Here is a 19,422-nt window from a genome sequence, read left to right on the forward strand (position 1 = left end):
CGCAGTGACCGTCGTCGTCAAGGTCGGCGGTGCCCGCGCAGTCGACCCGGAAGGAGCGCTGGCGGACGTCGCAACGCTGTCCAAAGCGGGTGAAGACGTGGTGGTCGTCCACGGCGGTTCGACGAAAGTCGACGACACGCTCGAACGCATGGGGATCGAGCCGGAATACGTCGAGACCCCTAGCGGGGTCGTGGGGCGGTTCACTGACGAGGAGACGATGGAAGTCTTCGAGATGGTCTTCGGCCACCTCAACACGCGACTCGTCGCCGGTCTGCAGAGTCAGGGCGTCGACGCAGTCGGCCTGAACGGCGTCGACGGCAAGCTCCTGTACGGCCCGCGCAAGTCCGCGGTTCGCGTCGTCGAGGACGGCAAAAAGAAGATTAGGCGCGGCGACCACTCGGGGACGATCGAGCAGGTCAACGCCGAATTGCTCGAGTCGCTGCTCGCGGATGGGTACACGCCGGTCGCCGGACCCCCCATGGCGGGCGAGGATGACGGTGAGGTCATCGCCGTCAACACCGACGCCGACCGCTCGGCCGCGGCCATCGCGGGCACACTCGAGGCGACGCTCGTGTTGCTGACAGACGTCGAGGGCGTCTACGAGGATCCGGACGATCCCGAAACGCTGATCGAGCGCGTCGAGACGCCCGAGGACTGGTCGACGCTCGAAGACGCGGCCGAGGGCTTCATGGGTCGGAAGATCATGGCCGTCGAGGAGGCGCTTGCGGGCGGCACGCCCGAGGCCGTGATCGCCGACGCCAACGCCGAGGCACCGATCACGTCGGCACTCGACGGGGCCGGAACACACGTGCATGCGAGTGCACTCGAAAGCGACACTGACGATTCAGCGGAGGAGAGACAATGAGCGGATTCGTCTTCAACGAAAAGCCGATCCAGATCGAACGCGGAGATGGACCGTACGTCTACGACGACACGGGGACGGAGTACCTCGACATGGGGGCCTCGTACGCCTGCGTCCCACTGGGACACGGCCACGACGCCGTCCAGGAGGCAGTCACCGAGCAGTTCGAGAAGATCACCTACGTGCAGGCCTCGTACCCGAACGCCCAGCGCACGGCGCTGTACGAGCTGCTCGCCGAGACCGCACCGGGCGACATCGACAACACCTGGCTGTGTAACTCCGGGACCGAGGCCAACGAAGCAGCACTCAAGTTCGCCCGGAGTGCGACCGGCGACTCGAAGATCGTCGCCACGATGCAGGGCTTTCATGGCCGGACGATGGGCGCGCTGGCGACGACCTGGAAGGACAAGTACAAGAAGCCCTACGAGCCGCTGATCGGTGACGTGGAGTTTGTCCCGTACAACGACAGCGAGGCGCTCGCCGAGACCGTCGACGAGGACACCGCGGCGTTCATCGTCGAGCCAGTCCAGGGCGAGGGCGGGATCAACCCCGCTACCCGACAGTTCCTGCAGGACGCCCGCGAGATAACCGAGGAAGCCGGAGCGGCGCTGATCTTCGACGAGGTCCAGACTGGCATGGGCCGGACTGGCACGCTATGGGCCGCCGAGCAGGTCGACGTCGTCCCGGACATGCTCACCTCGGCGAAGGGGCTGGGCAACGGCTTCCCGGTCGGCGCGACGCTCGTCCGCGACTGGGTCGCCGAGAACTACGGCAGCCACGCCTCGACGTTCTCCGGCGGGCCGGTCATCTCCGCCGCCGCGGGCGCGACGGTCTCGACGATGGTCGAAGAGGAGATTCCCGCTCACGCAGGCGATGTCGGCTCGTATCTCCGGGAGGAACTCGAAGCTGCGCTCGGCGACGACGTGCGCGAGGTGCGCGGCGAGGGGCTGATGATCGGCGTCGAAGTCAAGCGCGGTGCGAACCGCTACCTGAAGCAGCTGGCACTCGAACATCGGATCCTGGCGCTGCCGGCGGGCCGGACCGTGATCCGACTGCTCCCGCCGCTGACGATCACCGAATCGGAGGCCGATCAAGTGGTCGAGGCCCTTACTGATCTACTGACAGACGCATGAGCACGACCGTTCCCACCCCGACAGTCTCGACGACCGAGGCCCGCGAGTTGCTCGTCGATCTCGTGGAGACGCCGTCGGTCACACCAAACGAGGAGGTGGCCGCCGGTGTGCTCGTGGACTTCCTCGAGAGCCACGACCGGGAGGTCTGGATCGACGAAATCGGAAACGTCCGCGCGCCCGCCGACGACGGCGTATTGCTGACCAGCCATATTGACACCGTTCCGGGCGATATTCCCGTCCGAGTCGAAGAGATGCCCCGCTCGGAGGCGCGGTACGGCGGCGATCTGGTCGGCGAGGATCCCGACGAGGAGATCGAGGTCCTCTGGGGCCGGGGCAGCGTCGACGCGAAAGGGCCGCTCGCGGCGATGGCTGTCGTCGCCGTCGAGACTGGCGCGTCGTTCGTCGGCGTCGTCGGTGAGGAGGTCGACTCCCGCGGCGGCGAGCACCTGGTCGAAGACCGCGAGACCGAACCGGACGCGGTAGTCAACGGCGAGCCTTCTGGCTGGGAAGGGATCACGCTGGGCTACCGTGGCCTGCTGGGCGGCAACTACGTCGCCACCAGCGAATCCGGGCACACCTCCCGGCCGGACGACAACGCGATCCAGGACGCCATCAACTGGTGGCGTCGCGTCGAAGAGGAGTTCGGCCACGACGAGTGGGTACCCGTCTTCGAGCGCGTGACGCCCAAGCCGACCAGCATCGACGGCGGCATCTCCAAGGACGGGCTCTCGGTGGAGACGACGATGCGCCTGCAGTTGCGCGTCCCGCCGGAGTACACGACCGAGGAGATCCGCGAGATCGCCGGCGGCCACCTCGAAAACGGGACGGTCCACTGGGACGACCAGGTCGAACCCGTGATGATGAGTCCCCGGACCGAACCGGCGCGGGCGTTCCGGGCGGCGATCCGCCGTCAGGACGGTGAGCCGCGCCTGCTTCGCAAGACCGGGACCAGCGATATGAACGTCTACGCCGACGCCTGGGACTGCCCGATGGTCACCTACGGGCCCGGTGACTCGGACCTTGATCACGCGCCGAACGAACACCTTCCCCTCGAGGAGTACGACCGCTCGATCGACGTCCTCGCGGACGTGACCGAGACCCTGCTCGAACCATAACACACCTGACCCATGACACGCCACCTGCTCGACATCGACGACCTCACGCCCGACGAACTGCTGACCGTCCTCGAACGCGCGGCCGACCGCAAGGCCGCCCACGAGGCCGGAACCGCCGACGAACCGTTCGACAACCAGACGCTGGGAATGATTTTCGAGAAGCCGAGCACCCGGACCCGCGTCTCCTTCGAGACCGGCATGACGCAGCTCGGCGGCCACGCCATCTTCCTCGGACCGGACGACATCCATCTCGGCCACGGCGAGCCGATCAAGGACACTGCCCGGGCGCTCTCGCGGTACGTCGACGTCATCATGGCGCGGCTGTTCGACCACGAGGACGCCGAGGAACTCGCCGAGTACGCGACCGTGCCGTTCGTCAACGGGCTGACCGACGAGGCCCATCCCTGCCAGACGCTGGCGGACCTGCTCACGATCCGCGAACATTTCAGCGGGTTCGACGAGGTCCGGGTCGCATGGGTCGGTGACGGCAACAACGTCGCGCAGTCGTTCGCCCTCGGTGCAGCGATGGTCGGGGTCGATCTCACCGTCGCGACGCCCGAGGGCTACGGGATCGACGACGACGTGCTCGACCGGGCAGGGGAACTCGGCACGCAGCCGGAGACGACCCACGATCCCCAGGCTGCGGTCGCGGACGCGGACGTCGTCTACACGGACGTGTTCGTCAGCATGGGCGAAGAGGACGAGCGCGAGGAGAAACTCCAGGCGTTCGACGGCTTTCAGGTGACGACCGACCTCGTCGACGACCGGAAGCTGATGCACTGTCTGCCGGCACATCGCGGCGAAGAGGTGACCGACGAGGTCGTCGAGAGCGACAACGCGATCGTCTGGGACCAGGCGGAAAACCGGTTGCACGCCCAGAAAGGGCTGTTAGTGTGGCTGAGCGAGCAGTCGTGACCGGTCGCGAGGGAACGAGCGACCAGGGTTTTTTGGTCCAGCTTTTTCGAGAAGTGGTTCGCGAACGGAGTGAGCGAACCCGACGAGAAAAAGGTGGCTGTAGGATCGGTTGCACGCCCAGAAAGGGCTGTTAGTGTGGCTGAGCGAGCAGTCGTGACCGGTCGCGAGGGAACGAGCGACCGAATGACGTTGCGGTTTCACCTAATTCGAGGCGGAGGCCCCACCCTCAGGGAGCGCCGGGCTTCCGGCCCCGGCGGAAGCACAAGCGAGTAGGGTGGGGAGGACAGCGAGGGATCTGCGATCCCTCGGGCCGTGCGAGCGGGCGAAGCCCGCGCGCAGAAGCCGACCCGGTACTGACCACCCTCCAGACTATTGCCTACTAATCCCCACCTATTAAGCAACTACAAGAAGATATATGAAAACATCGTGGAGTACCGTCGTACCGCCGTTATCAAGCTCGACACGCCCGAAGGCGCGGATAAACACCTGCGGGAGACTATCGAGCAATTCAAATACTGTTCCAACACCGCGAGCGAGTGGTGCTGGCACGGTGACGACGGCTACCACGTCACATCCAAGGCGAAGGCCGAAGATGCGCTGTACGACCAGCTACGCGAGGACACGGAGTTGACCGCGAATCTCGTCCAGAAAGGGATTCATCAGGCCGTCGAATCCATCAAGAGCGGCGTCGAACGGCTCAAAAACGACCAAGATACGTCCCGTCCGAAATTCACGGCGGATACCGCCGTCTACGACAAGCGAAGTGCCACGTTCCACCGCGACCACGTTTCGCTATCGACACCGGACGGACGAATCGAGTGCGATTATATTCTCCCTGAAAATCCCAGGACACCGCCGACGAAGTACGTCGCCAACGAGGACTACGAGTTTCGGCGGGCAACACTACATCGGCGCGACGGTGACTGGTATCTCCATGCGTCGATGCTCAAAGAGGACGACGACACCGAACCCACCACCGGGCACAGAACAGTCCTCGGTGTGGACCTCGGTGTGAACCAACTCGCAGTCGCTTCGACCGGACGGTTCTGGTCGGCAGACGAGTTCAACCACTGGAAGCAAGAGTACGAACAGCGGCGGGGCGACCTCCAGCAGTGTGGAACACGGGCGGCACACGACGCGATAGCAGGTGTCGAGCGCAAGGAGGACGGACGCTTCGAGATATTCCTGCATCGTGTTGCCAACGAAATTGTAGCCGAAGCTGTCGAACACGACTGTTCGCATATCGTGTTCGAGGACCTAACAGATATTCGTGAGAACGTCCCACAGGCATCGTGGCATCATCTGTGGGCGTTCCGCCGCCTCTACGAGTACGTCGCCTACAAAGCCAGAGAGCAGGGCGTCGAAACCGTTCAGGTAGACCCCCGGAACACGTCGAAGCGGTGTTCGACCTGTGGGTTTACCCACGATGATAACCGCGACGGTGAGGACTTCGAGTGTCTGGATTGCGGCTACCAGAACCACGCCGACTACAACGCGGCGAAAAACATCGGCCTTCAGTATCTCCGGCGTCCCCAGAAATCTCCGATTTCTGGTGTGCGAACGAGACGTGAAGCGTCTCGTCACGTCGGCAAAACGCAGACGACGGAGGCGCACCTGTAGACGTGCGCTTGAATCGCGGGACGCTGAACGTGAGTGGGGAGTACAACCCTCCTGCCTCTGCTGAGGCATAGAACGGGAGTCCACGCGAAAGCCCTTCCCTCAACGAGCGAGCGGGGCCATTGCCCCCGAGCGAAGTAGGGGAGGGTAGTTTACATGTACATGCGGTCGTCTGGATAGTCTCGGCTTCCGAGCGGTTGCTCGCCGTCGCTGATTGACTGCATCCGTTCGGAGAGCTCGGTGTAGTACTGCTTGAGTTCCTCCGAGCGTCGTTTCAACTCCTCTGCGTCGACCGACACGTCGTAGATGTCCTGGATAGCGTCCAGCAGCAGGAGCGCGGCGTCGAGATCGGGGCCGGGCGGATGGGCCGGGGTGACGTATATTCCGACGGGTGGTGCGCGATCGTCGAGGCTGCGCGTGATGATCTCGCCGGCGACGCCATCGAGGATACCGCCCCCTAACGGCTGCACGTCTGTGTCGTCGAGCCGTCGCGTGCGATAGTCGGGCGTCGAGACGTGGAAGACGCTGTGTTCGTCCGGGCCATGTGGGTACGGGACCCCGTGGAGGATCGCGATCTCCTCGATTGGCTCGGAGTCGATCCAGTCTATGATCGCATCAGCGAACGCTTGAGCCGCCCAGACGGGGACGAACAGCTCGCCGACCAGCACCGAGATGTCCGCGTCCGGCAGGTGATAGAGCCGGGTGTGGTGGCGCGGCTCGCCGTTCTGAAAGGGCGCGATCGCGGGGAACTCGTCGGGCGAAATGTGCCCGATCTCCTCGGCGTCCGTATGTCTGACGAGGTAGTCGACGGCAGAAAGCCCGGCCATCCCGGAGTGGGACAGGCCGACGACGAGTGAGCGTCCAGGCTGTTGGTCTCCTGATACTGTGACTTCGAACGTGGGGTCTGGGACCATGTCGAAACTATCTCACTCAAAACATAAAATACCCAATGTAATAGAATATATATCAGCCGATCGAGAACGACATCAGCTCAGCCGGTCGGTGATATGGTTGGTTCGACACACAAAACAGTGTGTGAACGCGACAAGTGCACTCAGAAGGGACGTGATGGTTCCCGGCGGAAACTCGATTTCCCGGGCCGCACGTTCACGACAGGTTTTTGCGATGTCGTGGAGAATGAGTCGGCGATGACCGGCCAACAGTTCGACGTGATCGTCGTCGGGGGTGGCACTGCCGGTGCGTTCGCAGCCGCGACTGTCGCCCGCGAAGGCCTGGACGTGGTCCTTCTGGAACGGAAATCCGAAGCCGAAGCCGGCCATATCGCCTGCGGCGACGCGATCAAGGGGGCGAGTACGTTTCCGGACGTGATCGATCGGGAGCGCCTCCGCGCGGAGTCGTTCACTAACGAGGAGATCCAGCGGGCGCTGTTCGAACTCCCCGGCGGCGAGCAGATCGAATACTCGTTCGGCGACCAGTCGGGTGCGATACTCGATCGCAAGCGCTACGGTGAGGTACTGCTGGAAGAGGCCGACCGCGCCGGCGCGACGATCCACTACGACACACTCGTCCAGGATGTCATCCAGAACGAGGGCGTCGTCGAGGGCGTCGTCGCGACCCGGAACGGCTCGCAGCGTCGCTACGAGGCCCCGGTGACGATCGATGCGGCCGGAGCACTGTCGATCCTGCAGGACAAGGCCGACCTTTCGGACGCGACCTTCGATACGAACGTCGATTACACGCACTTCTGTTCGGCTTACCGGGAGATTCTCCACGTGGACGAGCCCGTCGAGTACGACGACGCGCTGGTGTTCAAGCCGACCGAAGAGCTGGGTTACCTGTGGTACTTCCCGCGGACGGGAACCGAGATCAATGTCGGGCTGGGCTTTCAGATGACCGAAGAACCGATGCAGCTGGTCGAGGCGCTTCGTCAGGACCTCCTGACGCGACCCGAGTTCGAGACCGCGACTGTCGAAGACAAATTCGGGGCCGCGCTGCCGACGCGTCGGCCGTACGACTCGGCGGTCGCGCCGGGCTTTCTCGCGGCTGGCGACGCCGCGGCGCACGTCAATCCGACGACCGGCGGCGGCATCCCCGGGGCAGCCAAAGCCGGCCACTGGGCCGGCGAAATCGCCATCGACGCCGTCATCGAGGAGTCGGTCGGCGAGGAGGCCTTGTGGGCGTACAATCACCGGATTCAGGCCGACTTCGGCAAGCGCTTCGCCGCGATGGACCTGTACAACATCTTCGGGACCGCACACTCGATCGACGAGTTGACCGACGTGGTCGCGTCGCTCCCGGCCCAGCAGTTGATCGACGTGCTCGGCAAGGAGGGGACGGCTTCGATGGACCTGCTCGGCAAAGTCAAACTCGCTCTTTCGACGTTCGGCCACTGGCGGACGCTGTACGACGCCTATCAGGTCAACGCGATGGCCGACGAACTCAAATCCATCTACGACGAGTTCCCGTCGACGCCGGCGGGCTTCGAACGCTGGCAACGAGATCGCGACCAGTTCATGGATCGCTTCTACGATCAGGTCGGAGCCGAGCCGAAATACTGAGCGCGGCTTCCACAGCGGATCCGACCGCTGGATGTGGTATTCGCCCACACGGTTCAGAACGACTTAGGGAGTTGAACTCGTCTGTTCGAACGATGTCATCCAGCGAATTGACACCCGAGAGCGTACCGCGTGCGCAGGGGATGCCGATGCTCGGTCTCGGCACATGGGAAAACGACAACCCAGACCAGTGTGTCGATAGCGTCCGGACAGCCCTGGAGATGGGGTATCGGCACATCGACACCGCACAGGCCTACGGTAACGAGGACGCCGTCGGCGACGGGATCGCCGCTGCCGACGTCGATCGAGACGAGATCTTCCTCGCGACGAAGGTCTGGATCTCGAATCTCGACTACGAGGACGTCCTCGAAACCACTCAGAAGAGCCTCGACAGGCTCGGAACCGATTATCTCGACCTGCTGTACGTCCACTGGCCGTCACGCACCTACGAACCCGCGGCGACGCTGGAGGCGTTCGACGAACTGTACGACGAGGGGACGATCCGGAACATCGGCGTCAGCAACTTCGAGCCGCGCCACATCGACGAGGCGCGCGAGCACCTCGACGCGCCGATCTTCGCCAACCAGGTCGAGACCCACCCGATGCTCCAGCAGACCGAACTGCGCGAATACGCCCGCGAACACGACGTCGAGATCGTCGCGTACTCGCCGCTGGCTCGCGGTGACGTCTTCGAGGTGGACGTGCTGACGGAGATCGCCGAGAAACACGGCGTCAGCGAGGCGCAGGTCAGTCTGGCGTGGCTGCGAGAGAACGACATCACGGCGATCCCGAAAGCGACCAGCGAGGCACATATCCGGGACAACTGGGAGAGTCTGAGCCTGGAACTCGACGACGAGGACCTCCGGAAGATCGATAATATCGACCGGACGCGTCGCAAGGTCGATCCCGGGTTTGCGCCCTGGTAGGACTGCGGCCGTCGTCGGACGCGACCCGAGACCTATAACTATTAACCAGCGGGCGTCCGAACCCGTGAGTATGTCGGCCGCTAATCGGACGGGACTCGTCGGGGCGATCCAGATCGATCTCAAGCGCCTCCACGAGACCTGGATGGAGCTGATCTATCCACGCCAGCTCGAAGCCGAGCAGACAGTCCTGGGCAAGTGGCGTCCACAGACGACAGGGAGTCGTATCGCGTATCAGTTGTGGGCGGCCATCGGCGCCCCGGTCGTCGGACTGTTCTACCCACTCGTGCTGCTGGGATACGTGTTGCGCTATCAGGCGAGCAAGATCGACTCGGCGGCCACCCGGGTCGGAATCCTCGGCGTGGTCGTTCTCTCCGTCGTCGTCTGGGGTGCCCTCTCCGTGCTCGCACAGTTCCAGCTCGAGATGAGTACCACCGGTGTCGTCGCCGTCGTCGCCGCAGGCGTCGTCGCGACTGTCTCGGCCGTGCTCGCGATCCTGACCAGTCGGGTCGGTGGTCGTGTCTCGACCGTACTGGTCTCCTATCCGCTGGCGATTACCGCGATCTTCCTCCCCCCTGTCGTGGCGGCACTGTACTCCCAGCAACTCGCCGAAGTCGTCTTCCCGCGCAGCGAGTCGCTGGCGATCTGGCTGCTCGACAACGTCCTGACCGTCGCCGACATCAACACCTACCTCCGGGAGAACTACACGCTGCAGGGTCCGGCGTACGTCGGGATGTGGTTCGGAATCGCGGTCCCCATCGGCTGGGTCCTCGGGACGCTCGTGACGCTGGCGAACTACGTCCGTCCGCGAGACTAACGTCTCTCTGACAGTTCGACTCTCCCGTCGCGTGCTCTGACTGTCGCTGTCGCCTCGCCACCGAGTGTGATCGTCGCGCTCGCCAGTAGCGGCGCGATCACACCGGCGACGACGGCCTCGGGATCCGAGAGAGACGTCTGCAGGCCCACGCGGTCGTCAGCCCCGAGACCGTACGCCTCGCTCACGTCTCGTCCGTCCGCAAGCAGCTCGGCGTGTGTGTATTCCTGGCCACCGGCCTCCAGCGCCGGATCCGACGGTTCGACGTCGGCGGGGAACTGGACCGGATTCTCGCTCCAGCGCTCGCCCTCGAAGTGCGCGACGGTCGGATCGTCGGGCGGATCACCGAACCCCAGTGCTTTGCAGCCGGGCGGCAGGTCTCGACCGTCGAGACCGTCTGTCGGCCCGACCACGGCGTCGACCCCGTCCAGGTCGGACGGGTTCGGTCGGACGGCCGCGCCGAGGGTCCAGGCACCGAAGAGCCCGATCAACGCCTGGGGGTCCGGCTGCTCGCCCCCGTCTAGAAGCGCGACAGCCGCCCCCTCGCGGACGCCGTAGTGGCGCAGGAGATTCCCGGCTTTCCAGGCGTCGACGCAGAACTGCTCGCCGCTCCAGGAGCGGCTTCGCGGCCCCGGACGATGGATCCACAGCGTGTCGTCGCCGCGTTCGGGGCTCACGAGGTCACCGAGTACGTCCATGGGTGGTGGTCGGTTCGGGCGGGACAAAAACACCCGGATGCGCGAGCGGGATCGCCCCGGGCCAGCGACGACGGTCGCGACGGCGAGTCACCGACCGAACCGGCGCTGGCGTGTCTGGTAGTCCCGCAACGCCCGGAGGTAGTCTCGCTTGCGGAAGTCACGCCAGTTCACGTCGGTGAAGTACAGTTCGGAGTACACCGACTGCCAGATCATGAAATCCGAGAGCCGCTCCGCTCCGGTCTTGACGACCAGATCCGGGGCCGTGGGGAACACCAGTCGTTTTTCGATCGCCGACTCGTCCACGTCGTCCGGATCGAGCTCTCCGGCAGCGACTTCTTCGGCCAATCCCTGGACTGCAGTCGCGAACTCGTGTTTGCCCCCCAGGCCGATACTCACCTGGATCGGTGCGTTTGCCTGCCGGTCGTTGTTGGGGCCGCGAACGGCGATCGAGCGCGGGGCGTCCACGTCGTCGAACTGGCGCTGTAACGTCGGGACCGCCTCTTCGTCGAGGACGCTAACGTACACCAGCACGTGCGAGGCACCGTATTCGAATGCCCAACGCCAGCATCGTTCGAGCGTCTCGTAGGCTCCTTTCTCGAGCAGATCCCGCTCGGTGAGGACGATCGCGACCGATTCGGGAAGTGACGCGTCACTCCAGCGGATGCGTGCAGCAAGATAGCGATCGTACAGACCCACAGACACGGTTTCGTATCGAGGAAATAAAACGCTTGGATAGTCCGCCGACACACGCTGATTACGGATTATTGTGCCAATTTATCGCTCCGACCGCCCTACATCGGGCGGTCGATACGGAACAGACGGACACTAATCCGTAGATGTCGGATCCGGTCGTTCGCGCTGGGCGTTCGAGTACACGTCTTCGCCGCCTGCGCGCACCTGTGACCCGACACGTTTAAGACCGCGAAGTCTGCGCATACGACTATGAGTGGACGACCGCTCGACGTGCTCGAAGCGTCGCTTGAAGAGACCGTGACAGTCCATCTGAAAGACGGCGAGGTCTACACCGGCGAACTCGCCGGGTACGACCAGCACATGAATCTCGTCATCGAGGAGGGCGAAGACACAACGATTATACGCGGGGATAACGTCGTCACAATTAGTCCATGACTGGCAAAGGAACTCCAAGCCAGGGCAAAAAGAACAAGACCACACACGTCAAGTGCCGACGGTGTGGAAACAAATCCTATCACGTCAAGAAGGGCGTCTGTGCGTCCTGTGGCTTCGGCAAGTCGGCGAAGCGACGGGACTACGAGTGGCAGAGTAAAGCCGGCGAATAACAGAAATGCACGAGAAGTGCGGCGTTGTCGGAATCTCTTTGCAGGATCGTGACGCCGCTCGTCCGCTATACTACTCGCTGTATGCGCTCCAGCATCGCGGCCAGGAAGCCGCCGGCATCGTCACTCACGACGGGTTCCAGCAGCACAGTCACGTCGAGACGGGACTGGTCGGCGATGTCTTCGACGAAGGGGACCTCGGTCAGTTGAACGGCGAGAACGGGATCGGCCACGTTCGGTATCCCACGTCCGGCGCGCTCGACAAGAGCTGTGCACAGCCGTTCTCTGTCTCTTTCAAGTCCGGCTCGCTCGGACTGAGCCACAACGGCAACCTCGTCAACGCCGACGAGGTACGGGACGAGCTTGCCGAACTCGGACATGCGTTCACCTCCGACGGGGACACCGAAGTCATCGCGCATGACCTGGCACGCAACCTGCTCGAAGAGGACCTGGTCCGCGCCGTCAAGCGAACGATGGGACGGATTCACGGATCGTATTCGCTGACGATCATGCACGACGACACCGTGCTGGGCGTGCGCGATCCAAAGGGCAACCGCCCGCTGGTCATCGGTGAACTCGAAGACGGCTACGTGCTGGCCTCGGAGTCGGCCGCGATCGACACGCTCGACGGCGAGTTGGTCCGCGATGTCGAGCCGGGCGAGCTAGTCGTGCTCCATCCGGATGGGACGGGCTATGACTCTTACCAGTTGATCGAGGAAGACTCGACCGCCCACTGTTTCTTCGAGCACGTCTATTTCGCACGCCCAGACTCGAACATCGACGGGACACTCGTCTACGACGCGCGGCGCGAACTCGGACGCAGGCTCTACGCGGAGGCCGGCATCGACACCGACGTCGTCATGCCGGTTCCGGACTCCGGGCGGGCGTTCGCCTCGGGATACGCCGAGGCCGCCCAGGACGCCGGGGTGGACGTCAACTTCGCGGAGGGATTGATGAAAAACCGGTACGTCGGCCGGACGTTCATTATGCCGACCCAGGACGAGCGCGAGCGGGCCGTCCGACTGAAGCTCAATCCGATCAAAAACACTGTCAAGGGCAAGCGTGTCACGTTGATCGACGATTCGATCGTCCGCGGGACGACTTCGACCCAGCTCGTGGAGTTGATGCGCGACGCCGGGGCCGAGGAGGTCCACGTCCGGATCGGCGCGCCGCCGATCGTCGCACCCTGTTACATGGGGATCGACATGGCCACCCGGGAGGAACTCATCGCCTCGGATATGTCCGTCGAGGAGATCCGCGAGACGATCCACGCCGACAGCCTCGCGTACCTCTCGGTCGACGCGATCGCCGAGACGCTCGATCAACAGCGAGACGATCTCTGTCTGGGCTGTGTCACCGGCGAGTACCCCTACGACATCGACGGCGAAGCGACCGACCGCGAAGTCGAACGTCCCGTCATCCAGTCGTCGCTCGCGGACGACTAGCTATCGCTGTTTTGCTGTTTGCGGCAAAAAGCCAACGGGAGAAGCGAGAAATGTCTACGCGTCGGGACCGCTCCACTTGCTCAGTTCTGCGGAACTGTCTTCGCTGTCGTCCGACCAGATGACGCGGACGGTGTCGTCGCTGTCGACGTCAGCAGTGATCGAATTGCCGGCACTGATTTCTGATCCAGAAGTGTACGAACTACTCCCACTTGTCCAGGCCGAACGATCGCTTCCATCGGCCAAATACAGGTTTTCTGCATCAATCTTGTCCCCGCCTGTGTGGGTGACTGTGAGAAGACCATCATCACTACTTCCACTTCCAGTAAAGTCTAGGTCACCACCACTCGAATCCGCTTCATAATCTTCCTGGAAATTCGCCTGCGGGGCGGTACTACTGACCGATTCACCGAGTCCGAGGACGAACGTGGCGATGACGGCCGCGAGGATCACCGTGATCGCGACCATCAGGATTACGCCGATCACCGGACTCACTGCGTCGTCGTCTGTGAAGAGTTGCTTCAATCTCATAGTTTGAGCGTTCACGCACAGGTACGACAGGGATCAATTCGCCAACAGCTTGCTGTCAGCGTCTTTTTGCCGCGTACCCTAGCGTGCTCTACCGAGATGTTAGTCTCCCCGATTATAAAGAGCCACATCTAATTAACGAGCCTGAAAATGCTACGCGGGGAAGTACTGGGGGATGTCGTTGCTTGCGAGGGAAAATAAAACGAGATTCGATTACGCGTTGGGGCCGGTCCACTTGCTCAACTCTGCGGAACTATCTTTGCTGTCGTCCGACCAGATCACGCGGATGGTGGCGTCGTCATCCACGTCGACCGTGATCGAGTTGCCTGCGCTAATCTTATCTCCCGAATTATAGGTGGCCGTCCAATCCTTACGGTCCGTTCCGTTTGCCATGTAGAGGTTTTCCGCGGCGATCGCATCACCACCGGTATGGGTGACCGTCAGGAGGCCGTCTCCACTTGACGAGAGGTTAATGTCGCCGCCCGAACCTCCCGCCTCGTAATCCTCCTGGAAGTTCGCCTGCGGAGCAGTACTACTGACCGATTCACCGAGTCCGAGGACGAACGTGGCGATGACGGCCGCGAGGATCACCGTGATCGCGACCATCAGGATCACGCCGATCACGGGGCTCACTGCGTCGTCGTCCGTAAAGAGTTGCTTCAGTTTCATGGTTGCCTGACCCACGCGGTGGGCACGACAGCACGTCCTGCCTGCCGCCGTACCCGTGATTCGCGTGTTCTATCGGAAAATCATACTCACTGAATATAAAGGAACCTGCCCGATTAACAGATCTGAGAACGCTACGACCAGCGGGCGGTCGCGACGGTCGCCTGCCCGACTGCGATCCCGCCGTCGCCCGGCGGCAGGTGCTCGTGGCTCAGCCACTCCAGCCCTGCGGCTCTGACACGCTCGTGGACCGTCCGAGTGATCGCGTCGTTGTAGGCGACCCCACCGGTGAACCCGACGGCGTCGACGCCACGGTCGGTTGCCGCCTCGATCGCGATGTCCGCTAACCCGCGGGCGAGCGTCTCCTGGGCGGTCGCCGCGAGATCGGCCGTCGAGCGTTCGTCACGTTTCGCGTCGAGTCGCCCCACGAGCGCGGCGGGATCGACCGCCGGCCGACCGTCGACGGTCGTTCGCGGAACGGACAGGTCGACTGACTGGCCCTCGGCTGCCGCCGCCTCCAGTTTCATCGCCGGCTCGCCCTCGTAGGTCCGCTCCGAACAGACGCCCAGGAGCGCGCTCACGACGTCCAGCGCCCGCCCCATGCTGGTCGTGACCGGGCTGTTGACCTCCTGCTCGACCTGCGCGCGGATCGTCGCAGCGTCCGACGGCCGGTCGACGACGCCACGTTCGAGGAGCAACTCGTCGATCCGATCCGGGTCGTCGAGCAGACTCGCCAGGATCCGAGCCGGCGACTCCACCGCGGCGCTCCCGCCGGGCAGCCGGAACGGAGCCAGTCCGCCGACGCGATCGTAGTCTTCGAGGGTCGCATCGAGCACTTCACCGCCCCAGATCGTTCCGTCGGGCCCGTATCCAGTCCCGTCGGCGGTGACGACGACGGCCCGCTCGCGTTCGTGTTCGGCCAGCAGCGAGGCGGCGTGTGCGTGGTGGTGCTGGACCGCGACTGGCCCCTCCAGCCCATCCCGCTCGGCGTATCGCTTCGCCTGTTCGGTCGTCAGGAAGTCCGGATGGCGATCGCAGGCGACGACCCCGGGGTCGATCCCGAGCAACTCTTGGAGGTGCGCGACCGTGTCGGTCAGATACGACAGCGTCTCGGGACTGTCGACATCGCCGATGTACTGTGAGGGGTAGACGTCGTCGTCCTGCGTGAGCGCGACCGTCGCGTCGAACTCCGCCCCGAGCGCGAGTACGTCGGGCGCGTCGGCGTCGCCGGCACCGTCGACTGCGGGCCACCGGGGGACCGACTGTGGAACCCAGCCCCGCGAGCGACGGACAAACCGGCGCTGCCCGCCCGCAAATCGGACGACGCTGTCGTCACAGCGGGCGACGATCTCCCGGTCGTGGACCAGTGCGGCGTCGACGACGCCGCCGAGGTCTTCGAGAATACCTTCAGTGGTCGTCGCCATCGGCGTGCCGGGCATGTTCGCACTGGTCATCACGAGCGGGCCGCCGACGTGATCGAACAGCAGGTGGTGCAAGCCGGCGTAGGGCAACATCACCCCGACGGTGTGCAGGCCGGGCGAGACAGCCTCTAACCACCGCTGATCGCCGTCTTCCTCGAGCAGGACGACCGGTCGGCGCGTGTCTGTCAGGGCGTCGCGTTCGGCGCTGGAGACGGACGCAAACGATTCGACCGACTCGATGTCGGGAGCCATCACGGCGAATGGCTTCTCCGGGCGGCCGGTCCGTTCGCGGAGCCGTTCCACCACGTCCGGATCGGTCGCGTCGCAGGCGAGGTGCGCGCCGCCGATCCCCTTGATCGCGACGAGATCGCCCCCGGCCAGTCGGTCGCAGGCAGCCTCGATCGCCGTCTCGTCATCGTCGGCCAGCTGGTTGCCGTCCTCGTCGAGCAGTTCGAGGGACGGACCGCAGTCGGGACAGGCGATCGTCTGGGCGTGATATCGCCGATCGGCCGGGTCCTCGTACTCCTCGCGACACGCCTCGCACATCGGGAACGCGTCCATCGAGGTCGTCGGCCGGTCGTAGGGCAGCGACCGGATCACCGTGTAGCGCGGCCCGCAGTCGACACACGAGGTCGCCCAGTAGTCGTGATACCGGGAGTCCGGGTCGCGCATGTCCTCCAGGCAGGCGTCGCACATCGCGGTGTCCGGTGGGATCGTTCCCGACCCGCCGTCGGCGTCGCTCGAAGGGACGATCTCGAAATCGCGTTCGTCGGCCGGTTCTTCCCAGGCCACGTCGACGGTCTCGACGCGAGCCAGCGGTGGCGGGTCGTGTCGCAGTCGATCCAGAAACGAATCGATCGCCTCGCGACCGCCTTCGAGACGGATCTCGACGCCGGCGTCACCGGTGTTTTTGACCCAGCCGCCGAGGTCGTTGTCGACGGCGGTCCGATAGACGAACGGTCGGAAGCCGACGCCCTGAACGACGCCGGTGACGGTCACGGCCGCGCGCGTTCGCTCGTCACTCATCGTTCGTAGCACCGTGGTCGACACCAAAGAAACTGCGCCCCGTGTCTCACGTTGCCGGGATTCGTTGACGGCCCCCGCTCAATCGTGTGTATGCGTGTGTTCGCCGTGATCGTGGGCATGTCCGTGACCAGCCGTCTTCTCGACGTAGGCGGCGTGGTCGTGTGCGTGGGCGTGTCCGCGGTCTTCGAGGAACGCCGCGAGGTCGTCGACCCCCTCGCCGTGCTCGGCGTCGGTCCGGAAGACCTCCATGCCGGGGACGATGTCTCGGACGTCCGATTCCATCAGGTCCAGATCCGAGCCGACCGCATCGGCGATATCGGTCTTGTTGATGACCGTCGCGTCACAGGCCTGGAAGAGCAACGGGTGTTTTCGCACGACGTCGTCGCCTTCGGTCGTCGAGACGACCAGCACGCGGGCCTGCGCGCCCAGCGGGAAGTCCGCCGGACAGACCATGTTTCCGACGTTCTCGATGTACAGCGTGTCGAGCGCGTCGAGATCGAACTCCGTGAGAGCGTCCTCGACGAGGCCGGGATCGAGGTGACACTCCTTGCCGGTGTTGACGTTCGCGACCTCGGCACCGCGCTCGCGGAACCGCGTCGCGTCGTCCTCTCCGGCGACGTCGCCGACGATGACGCCGATGGTCTCCTCTTCCGGCGCGCGGTCGATCAGGCGTTCGATCAGGCGCGTTTTCCCTGCCCCGGTCGCACCCAGAAACTCCGCGACGAAGATCCCGTGCTCGTGGACGATCTGCTCGTGGAGGTCGTCGGCCTGTTCTGCGAACTGTTCGAGGATGTCGGCCTCGGCGTCGTCGGCGTCGTGATCGTGATCCCCGTGGCCGAACCGGTGGGCTTTCGCCGGGCCGACCGGCGTGCCCCGGCTGGCGTCGACCAGCCTGTCGACGATACGTCCGATCGCGTCCTGCAGTGGACTGTCGTAGGTGTGGTTGTAGGTCATGCTGTCTCGGTCTGTGTGCTCTCGTCGGTCGATTCCTCGTCCGGCTCCTCGCCAGTTGGGTCCCCGCCAGTCGATCCCTCGCCAGTCGGGTCCTCATCGCTGACGGTCAGACTCATCAGCCGACAGCTGTCGCCGCCGGCGAGGTCGATCCGATCGCCACATTCCGGGCAGGTCAGGTCGGGTGCGTACACCAGCGCGTTCTTGGCGACGTCCGGCTGACCGCTCCAGCCACACGCACACTCGGCGTGGGGGGCGGCCGTCTCGATCTCGACTGTCGCGTCCGCTGCGATCGTGCCGGTCTTGGCCGCTTCCATGCAGGTCTCCAGCTGGCGGGGGTTGACGTGGCTGGCCTCTCCGACCTCGATTTCGAGGCGCGTGACGCGGACTGCGCCTTTTTCTTCGGCGTGTTCGCGGGCAGTATCGAGGATCTGGCTCGCGATGGAGAACTCGTGCATGTCAGCAGATCCGTGGGAGTTGCTCGCCCTCGGGTTCGGTCAGATAGCGGTTCCCGAAGCCGGTGTCCAGGATCACTCGTCCGGCGTGTTCGTCGACCGCCTCACCGACGATCGCGGCGTCTTTGCCTTTGGGATGGGTCCGGATAGCTTCCAGCACTGCCTCGGCGTCCTCGCGTTCGACGCCCATGACGACCTTCCCCTCGTTGGCGACGTTCAGCGGCTCGATGCCGAGGACTTCGCCGGCCGAGGCGACCGCTCCGGAGACGGGGATCGACCGTTCGTCGATCTCGAGTCCGACGCCGCTCTTGCTCGCCATCTCGTTGAGCGAGGTCGCGAGCCCGCCACGGGTGGGATCTTTCATCGCAGTGATCTCGCCGGCGTCCATCGCGGCCGCCACGAGGTCGTTGACCGGCGCGACGTCGCTTTCCAGGTCGCCCTCGAAGTCGAAGCCCTCGCGTTCCGAGAGCAGCGAGATGCCGTGATCGCCGACCGTCCCGGTGACGATCAACTTGTCGCCCGGCGAGAGCCCGGCGTCCGGGACGTGCCTGCCCTGTGGGACGATACCGACGCCCGTCGTGTTGATCGCGAGCGTGTCGATCTCGCCGCTGCCCATCACCTTCGTGTCGCCGGTCGTGATCGGCGCGCCGGCCTCCACGCTCGTCTCGCGCATCGAATCCATGACGCGCTCGACCGTCTTCACCGGTGTCCCGGATTCGACGATCAGCGAGCAGGTCAGCGCGACTGGCTCGGTCGCGCCCATCATCGCCAGGTCGTTGACCGTCCCGGCGACCGCGAGCCGGCCGATGTCACCACCGCGGAAGAAAAGCGGCGTGACGACGTGGCTGTCGGTCGTCACGACCACCGACTCGCCGCCGTTGGCCAGCCGGTGGACCGACCCGTCGTCGAGCGCCTCCAGCGGTACGTCGGTCTCGGCGTTCCCGTTCTCGAACCGCGAGACGGCCAGCTCCTCGATCAGCTTCCGCATCTGTCCGCTGCCGGCGCCGTGGGCCTCGGTGATGACCTCGTCTTCGTCACTCATGGT

At 64.4% G+C, this 19,422-nt stretch carries 19 protein-coding genes and 1 pseudogene; 11 read left to right on the forward strand and 9 right to left on the reverse strand.

Features of this window, described 5'->3' with window-relative positions:
- Positions 1 to 4: 4 nt before the first annotated feature.
- The 5 genes and pseudogenes from OB916_RS01370 to OB916_RS01390 all read left to right on the forward strand — a co-directional run bounded on the left by OB916_RS01370 (position 5) and on the right by OB916_RS01390 (position 5,716).
- Positions 5 to 865 carry an acetylglutamate/acetylaminoadipate kinase gene (locus OB916_RS01370; RefSeq protein WP_315907481.1) on the forward strand — a complete coding sequence of 287 codons (861 nt, stop codon included), beginning with the start codon at positions 5 to 7 and terminating at the stop codon, positions 863 to 865.
- On the forward strand, positions 862 to 1,995 hold the full coding sequence (locus OB916_RS01375) for an aspartate aminotransferase family protein (protein WP_315907482.1): 1,134 nt from the start codon (positions 862 to 864) through the stop codon (positions 1,993 to 1,995). The genes OB916_RS01370 and OB916_RS01375 overlap by 4 nt, the downstream gene beginning before the upstream one ends.
- Positions 1,992 to 3,110 (forward strand): [LysW]-lysine hydrolase, encoded by a 1,119-nt coding sequence (locus tag OB916_RS01380; RefSeq protein WP_315907483.1) that lies wholly within the window; start codon positions 1,992 to 1,994, stop codon positions 3,108 to 3,110. The genes OB916_RS01375 and OB916_RS01380 overlap by 4 nt, the downstream gene beginning before the upstream one ends.
- A gap of 12 nt (positions 3,111 to 3,122) precedes the next feature.
- A complete protein-coding gene (argF, locus tag OB916_RS01385) occupies positions 3,123 to 4,025 on the forward strand; it encodes an ornithine carbamoyltransferase (RefSeq protein WP_315907484.1) in 903 nt (300 codons plus the stop codon).
- Between the two features lie 426 nt (positions 4,026 to 4,451).
- Positions 4,452 to 5,716, forward strand: a pseudogene (locus tag OB916_RS01390) (RNA-guided endonuclease InsQ/TnpB family protein).
- A gap of 78 nt (positions 5,717 to 5,794) precedes the next feature.
- Here OB916_RS01390 and OB916_RS01395 read toward each other — a convergent pair.
- The gene (locus OB916_RS01395) at positions 5,795 to 6,556 is read right to left on the reverse strand and encodes a proteasome assembly chaperone family protein (protein ID WP_315907485.1); all 762 of its coding nucleotides are present in this window, start codon (positions 6,554 to 6,556) and stop codon (positions 5,795 to 5,797) included.
- A gap of 234 nt (positions 6,557 to 6,790) precedes the next feature.
- Between OB916_RS01395 and OB916_RS01400 the strand changes: the two genes are divergently transcribed.
- From OB916_RS01400 to OB916_RS01410, 3 genes are all read left to right on the forward strand, one after another.
- On the forward strand, positions 6,791 to 8,161 hold the full coding sequence (locus OB916_RS01400; protein ID WP_315907486.1) for a geranylgeranyl reductase family protein: 1,371 nt from the start codon (positions 6,791 to 6,793) through the stop codon (positions 8,159 to 8,161).
- Positions 8,162 to 8,253: 92 nt separating this feature from the next.
- A complete protein-coding gene (locus tag OB916_RS01405) occupies positions 8,254 to 9,084 on the forward strand; it encodes an aldo/keto reductase (protein WP_390884001.1) in 831 nt (276 codons plus the stop codon).
- Positions 9,085 to 9,154: 70 nt separating this feature from the next.
- Complete coding sequence (locus OB916_RS01410) at positions 9,155 to 9,898, forward strand: hypothetical protein (RefSeq protein WP_315907487.1); 744 nt, start codon at positions 9,155 to 9,157, stop codon at positions 9,896 to 9,898.
- On the opposite strand, the gene OB916_RS01415 is transcribed toward OB916_RS01410, so the two are convergent.
- Together OB916_RS01415 and OB916_RS01420 are read right to left on the reverse strand one after the other, a co-directional pair.
- A complete protein-coding gene (locus OB916_RS01415) occupies positions 9,895 to 10,593 on the reverse strand; it encodes a hypothetical protein (RefSeq protein ID WP_315907488.1) in 699 nt (232 codons plus the stop codon). The genes OB916_RS01410 and OB916_RS01415 overlap by 4 nt on opposite strands.
- Positions 10,594 to 10,680: 87 nt before the next feature.
- Positions 10,681 to 11,289 carry an undecaprenyl diphosphate synthase family protein gene (locus tag OB916_RS01420; protein ID WP_315907489.1) on the reverse strand — a complete coding sequence of 203 codons (609 nt, stop codon included), beginning with the start codon at positions 11,287 to 11,289 and terminating at the stop codon, positions 10,681 to 10,683.
- Between the two features lie 246 nt (positions 11,290 to 11,535).
- Between OB916_RS01420 and OB916_RS01425 the strand changes: the two genes are divergently transcribed.
- From OB916_RS01425 to purF, 3 genes are read left to right on the forward strand one after another with little or no spacing between them, the layout of a single operon-like run.
- Complete coding sequence (locus OB916_RS01425; protein WP_315907490.1) at positions 11,536 to 11,721, forward strand: LSM domain-containing protein; 186 nt, start codon at positions 11,536 to 11,538, stop codon at positions 11,719 to 11,721.
- Positions 11,718 to 11,891: a 50S ribosomal protein L37e gene (locus tag OB916_RS01430; RefSeq protein ID WP_229109077.1), complete on the forward strand. Its 174-nt coding sequence runs from the start codon at positions 11,718 to 11,720 to the stop codon at positions 11,889 to 11,891. The genes OB916_RS01425 and OB916_RS01430 overlap by 4 nt, the downstream gene beginning before the upstream one ends.
- 5 nt (positions 11,892 to 11,896) lie before the next feature.
- Positions 11,897 to 13,333 (forward strand): amidophosphoribosyltransferase, encoded by a 1,437-nt coding sequence (gene purF, locus OB916_RS01435; protein WP_315907491.1) that lies wholly within the window; start codon positions 11,897 to 11,899, stop codon positions 13,331 to 13,333.
- A 54-nt stretch (positions 13,334 to 13,387) separates the two neighbouring features.
- Here purF and OB916_RS01440 read toward each other — a convergent pair whose 3' ends face one another.
- The 6 genes from OB916_RS01440 to hypE all read right to left on the reverse strand — a co-directional run bounded on the left by OB916_RS01440 (position 13,388) and on the right by hypE (position 19,419).
- Complete coding sequence (locus OB916_RS01440) at positions 13,388 to 13,861, reverse strand: type IV pilin N-terminal domain-containing protein (RefSeq protein WP_315907492.1); 474 nt, start codon at positions 13,859 to 13,861, stop codon at positions 13,388 to 13,390.
- Positions 13,862 to 14,071: 210 nt separating this feature from the next.
- The gene (locus OB916_RS01445; RefSeq protein WP_315907493.1) at positions 14,072 to 14,527 is read right to left on the reverse strand and encodes a type IV pilin N-terminal domain-containing protein; all 456 of its coding nucleotides are present in this window, start codon (positions 14,525 to 14,527) and stop codon (positions 14,072 to 14,074) included.
- A gap of 131 nt (positions 14,528 to 14,658) precedes the next feature.
- Positions 14,659 to 16,971: a carbamoyltransferase HypF gene (gene hypF, locus OB916_RS01450; RefSeq protein ID WP_315907494.1), complete on the reverse strand. Its 2,313-nt coding sequence runs from the start codon at positions 16,969 to 16,971 to the stop codon at positions 14,659 to 14,661.
- A gap of 78 nt (positions 16,972 to 17,049) precedes the next feature.
- Entirely contained in the window at positions 17,050 to 17,925 is an 876-nt protein-coding gene (gene hypB, locus OB916_RS01455) for a hydrogenase nickel incorporation protein HypB (RefSeq protein WP_315907495.1), read from the reverse strand.
- The gene (locus tag OB916_RS01460; RefSeq protein WP_315907496.1) at positions 17,922 to 18,380 is read right to left on the reverse strand and encodes a hydrogenase maturation nickel metallochaperone HypA/HybF; all 459 of its coding nucleotides are present in this window, start codon (positions 18,378 to 18,380) and stop codon (positions 17,922 to 17,924) included. Before OB916_RS01460 ends, hypB begins: the two co-directional genes overlap by 4 nt.
- Position 18,381: 1 nt before the next feature.
- The gene (hypE, locus tag OB916_RS01465) at positions 18,382 to 19,419 is read right to left on the reverse strand and encodes a hydrogenase expression/formation protein HypE (protein ID WP_315907497.1); all 1,038 of its coding nucleotides are present in this window, start codon (positions 19,417 to 19,419) and stop codon (positions 18,382 to 18,384) included.
- Between the last annotated feature and the right edge of the window lie 3 nt (positions 19,420 to 19,422).

Source organism: Halapricum hydrolyticum, from assembly GCF_025517535.1.
GTDB lineage: Archaea > Halobacteriota > Halobacteria > Halobacteriales > Haloarculaceae > Halapricum > Halapricum hydrolyticum.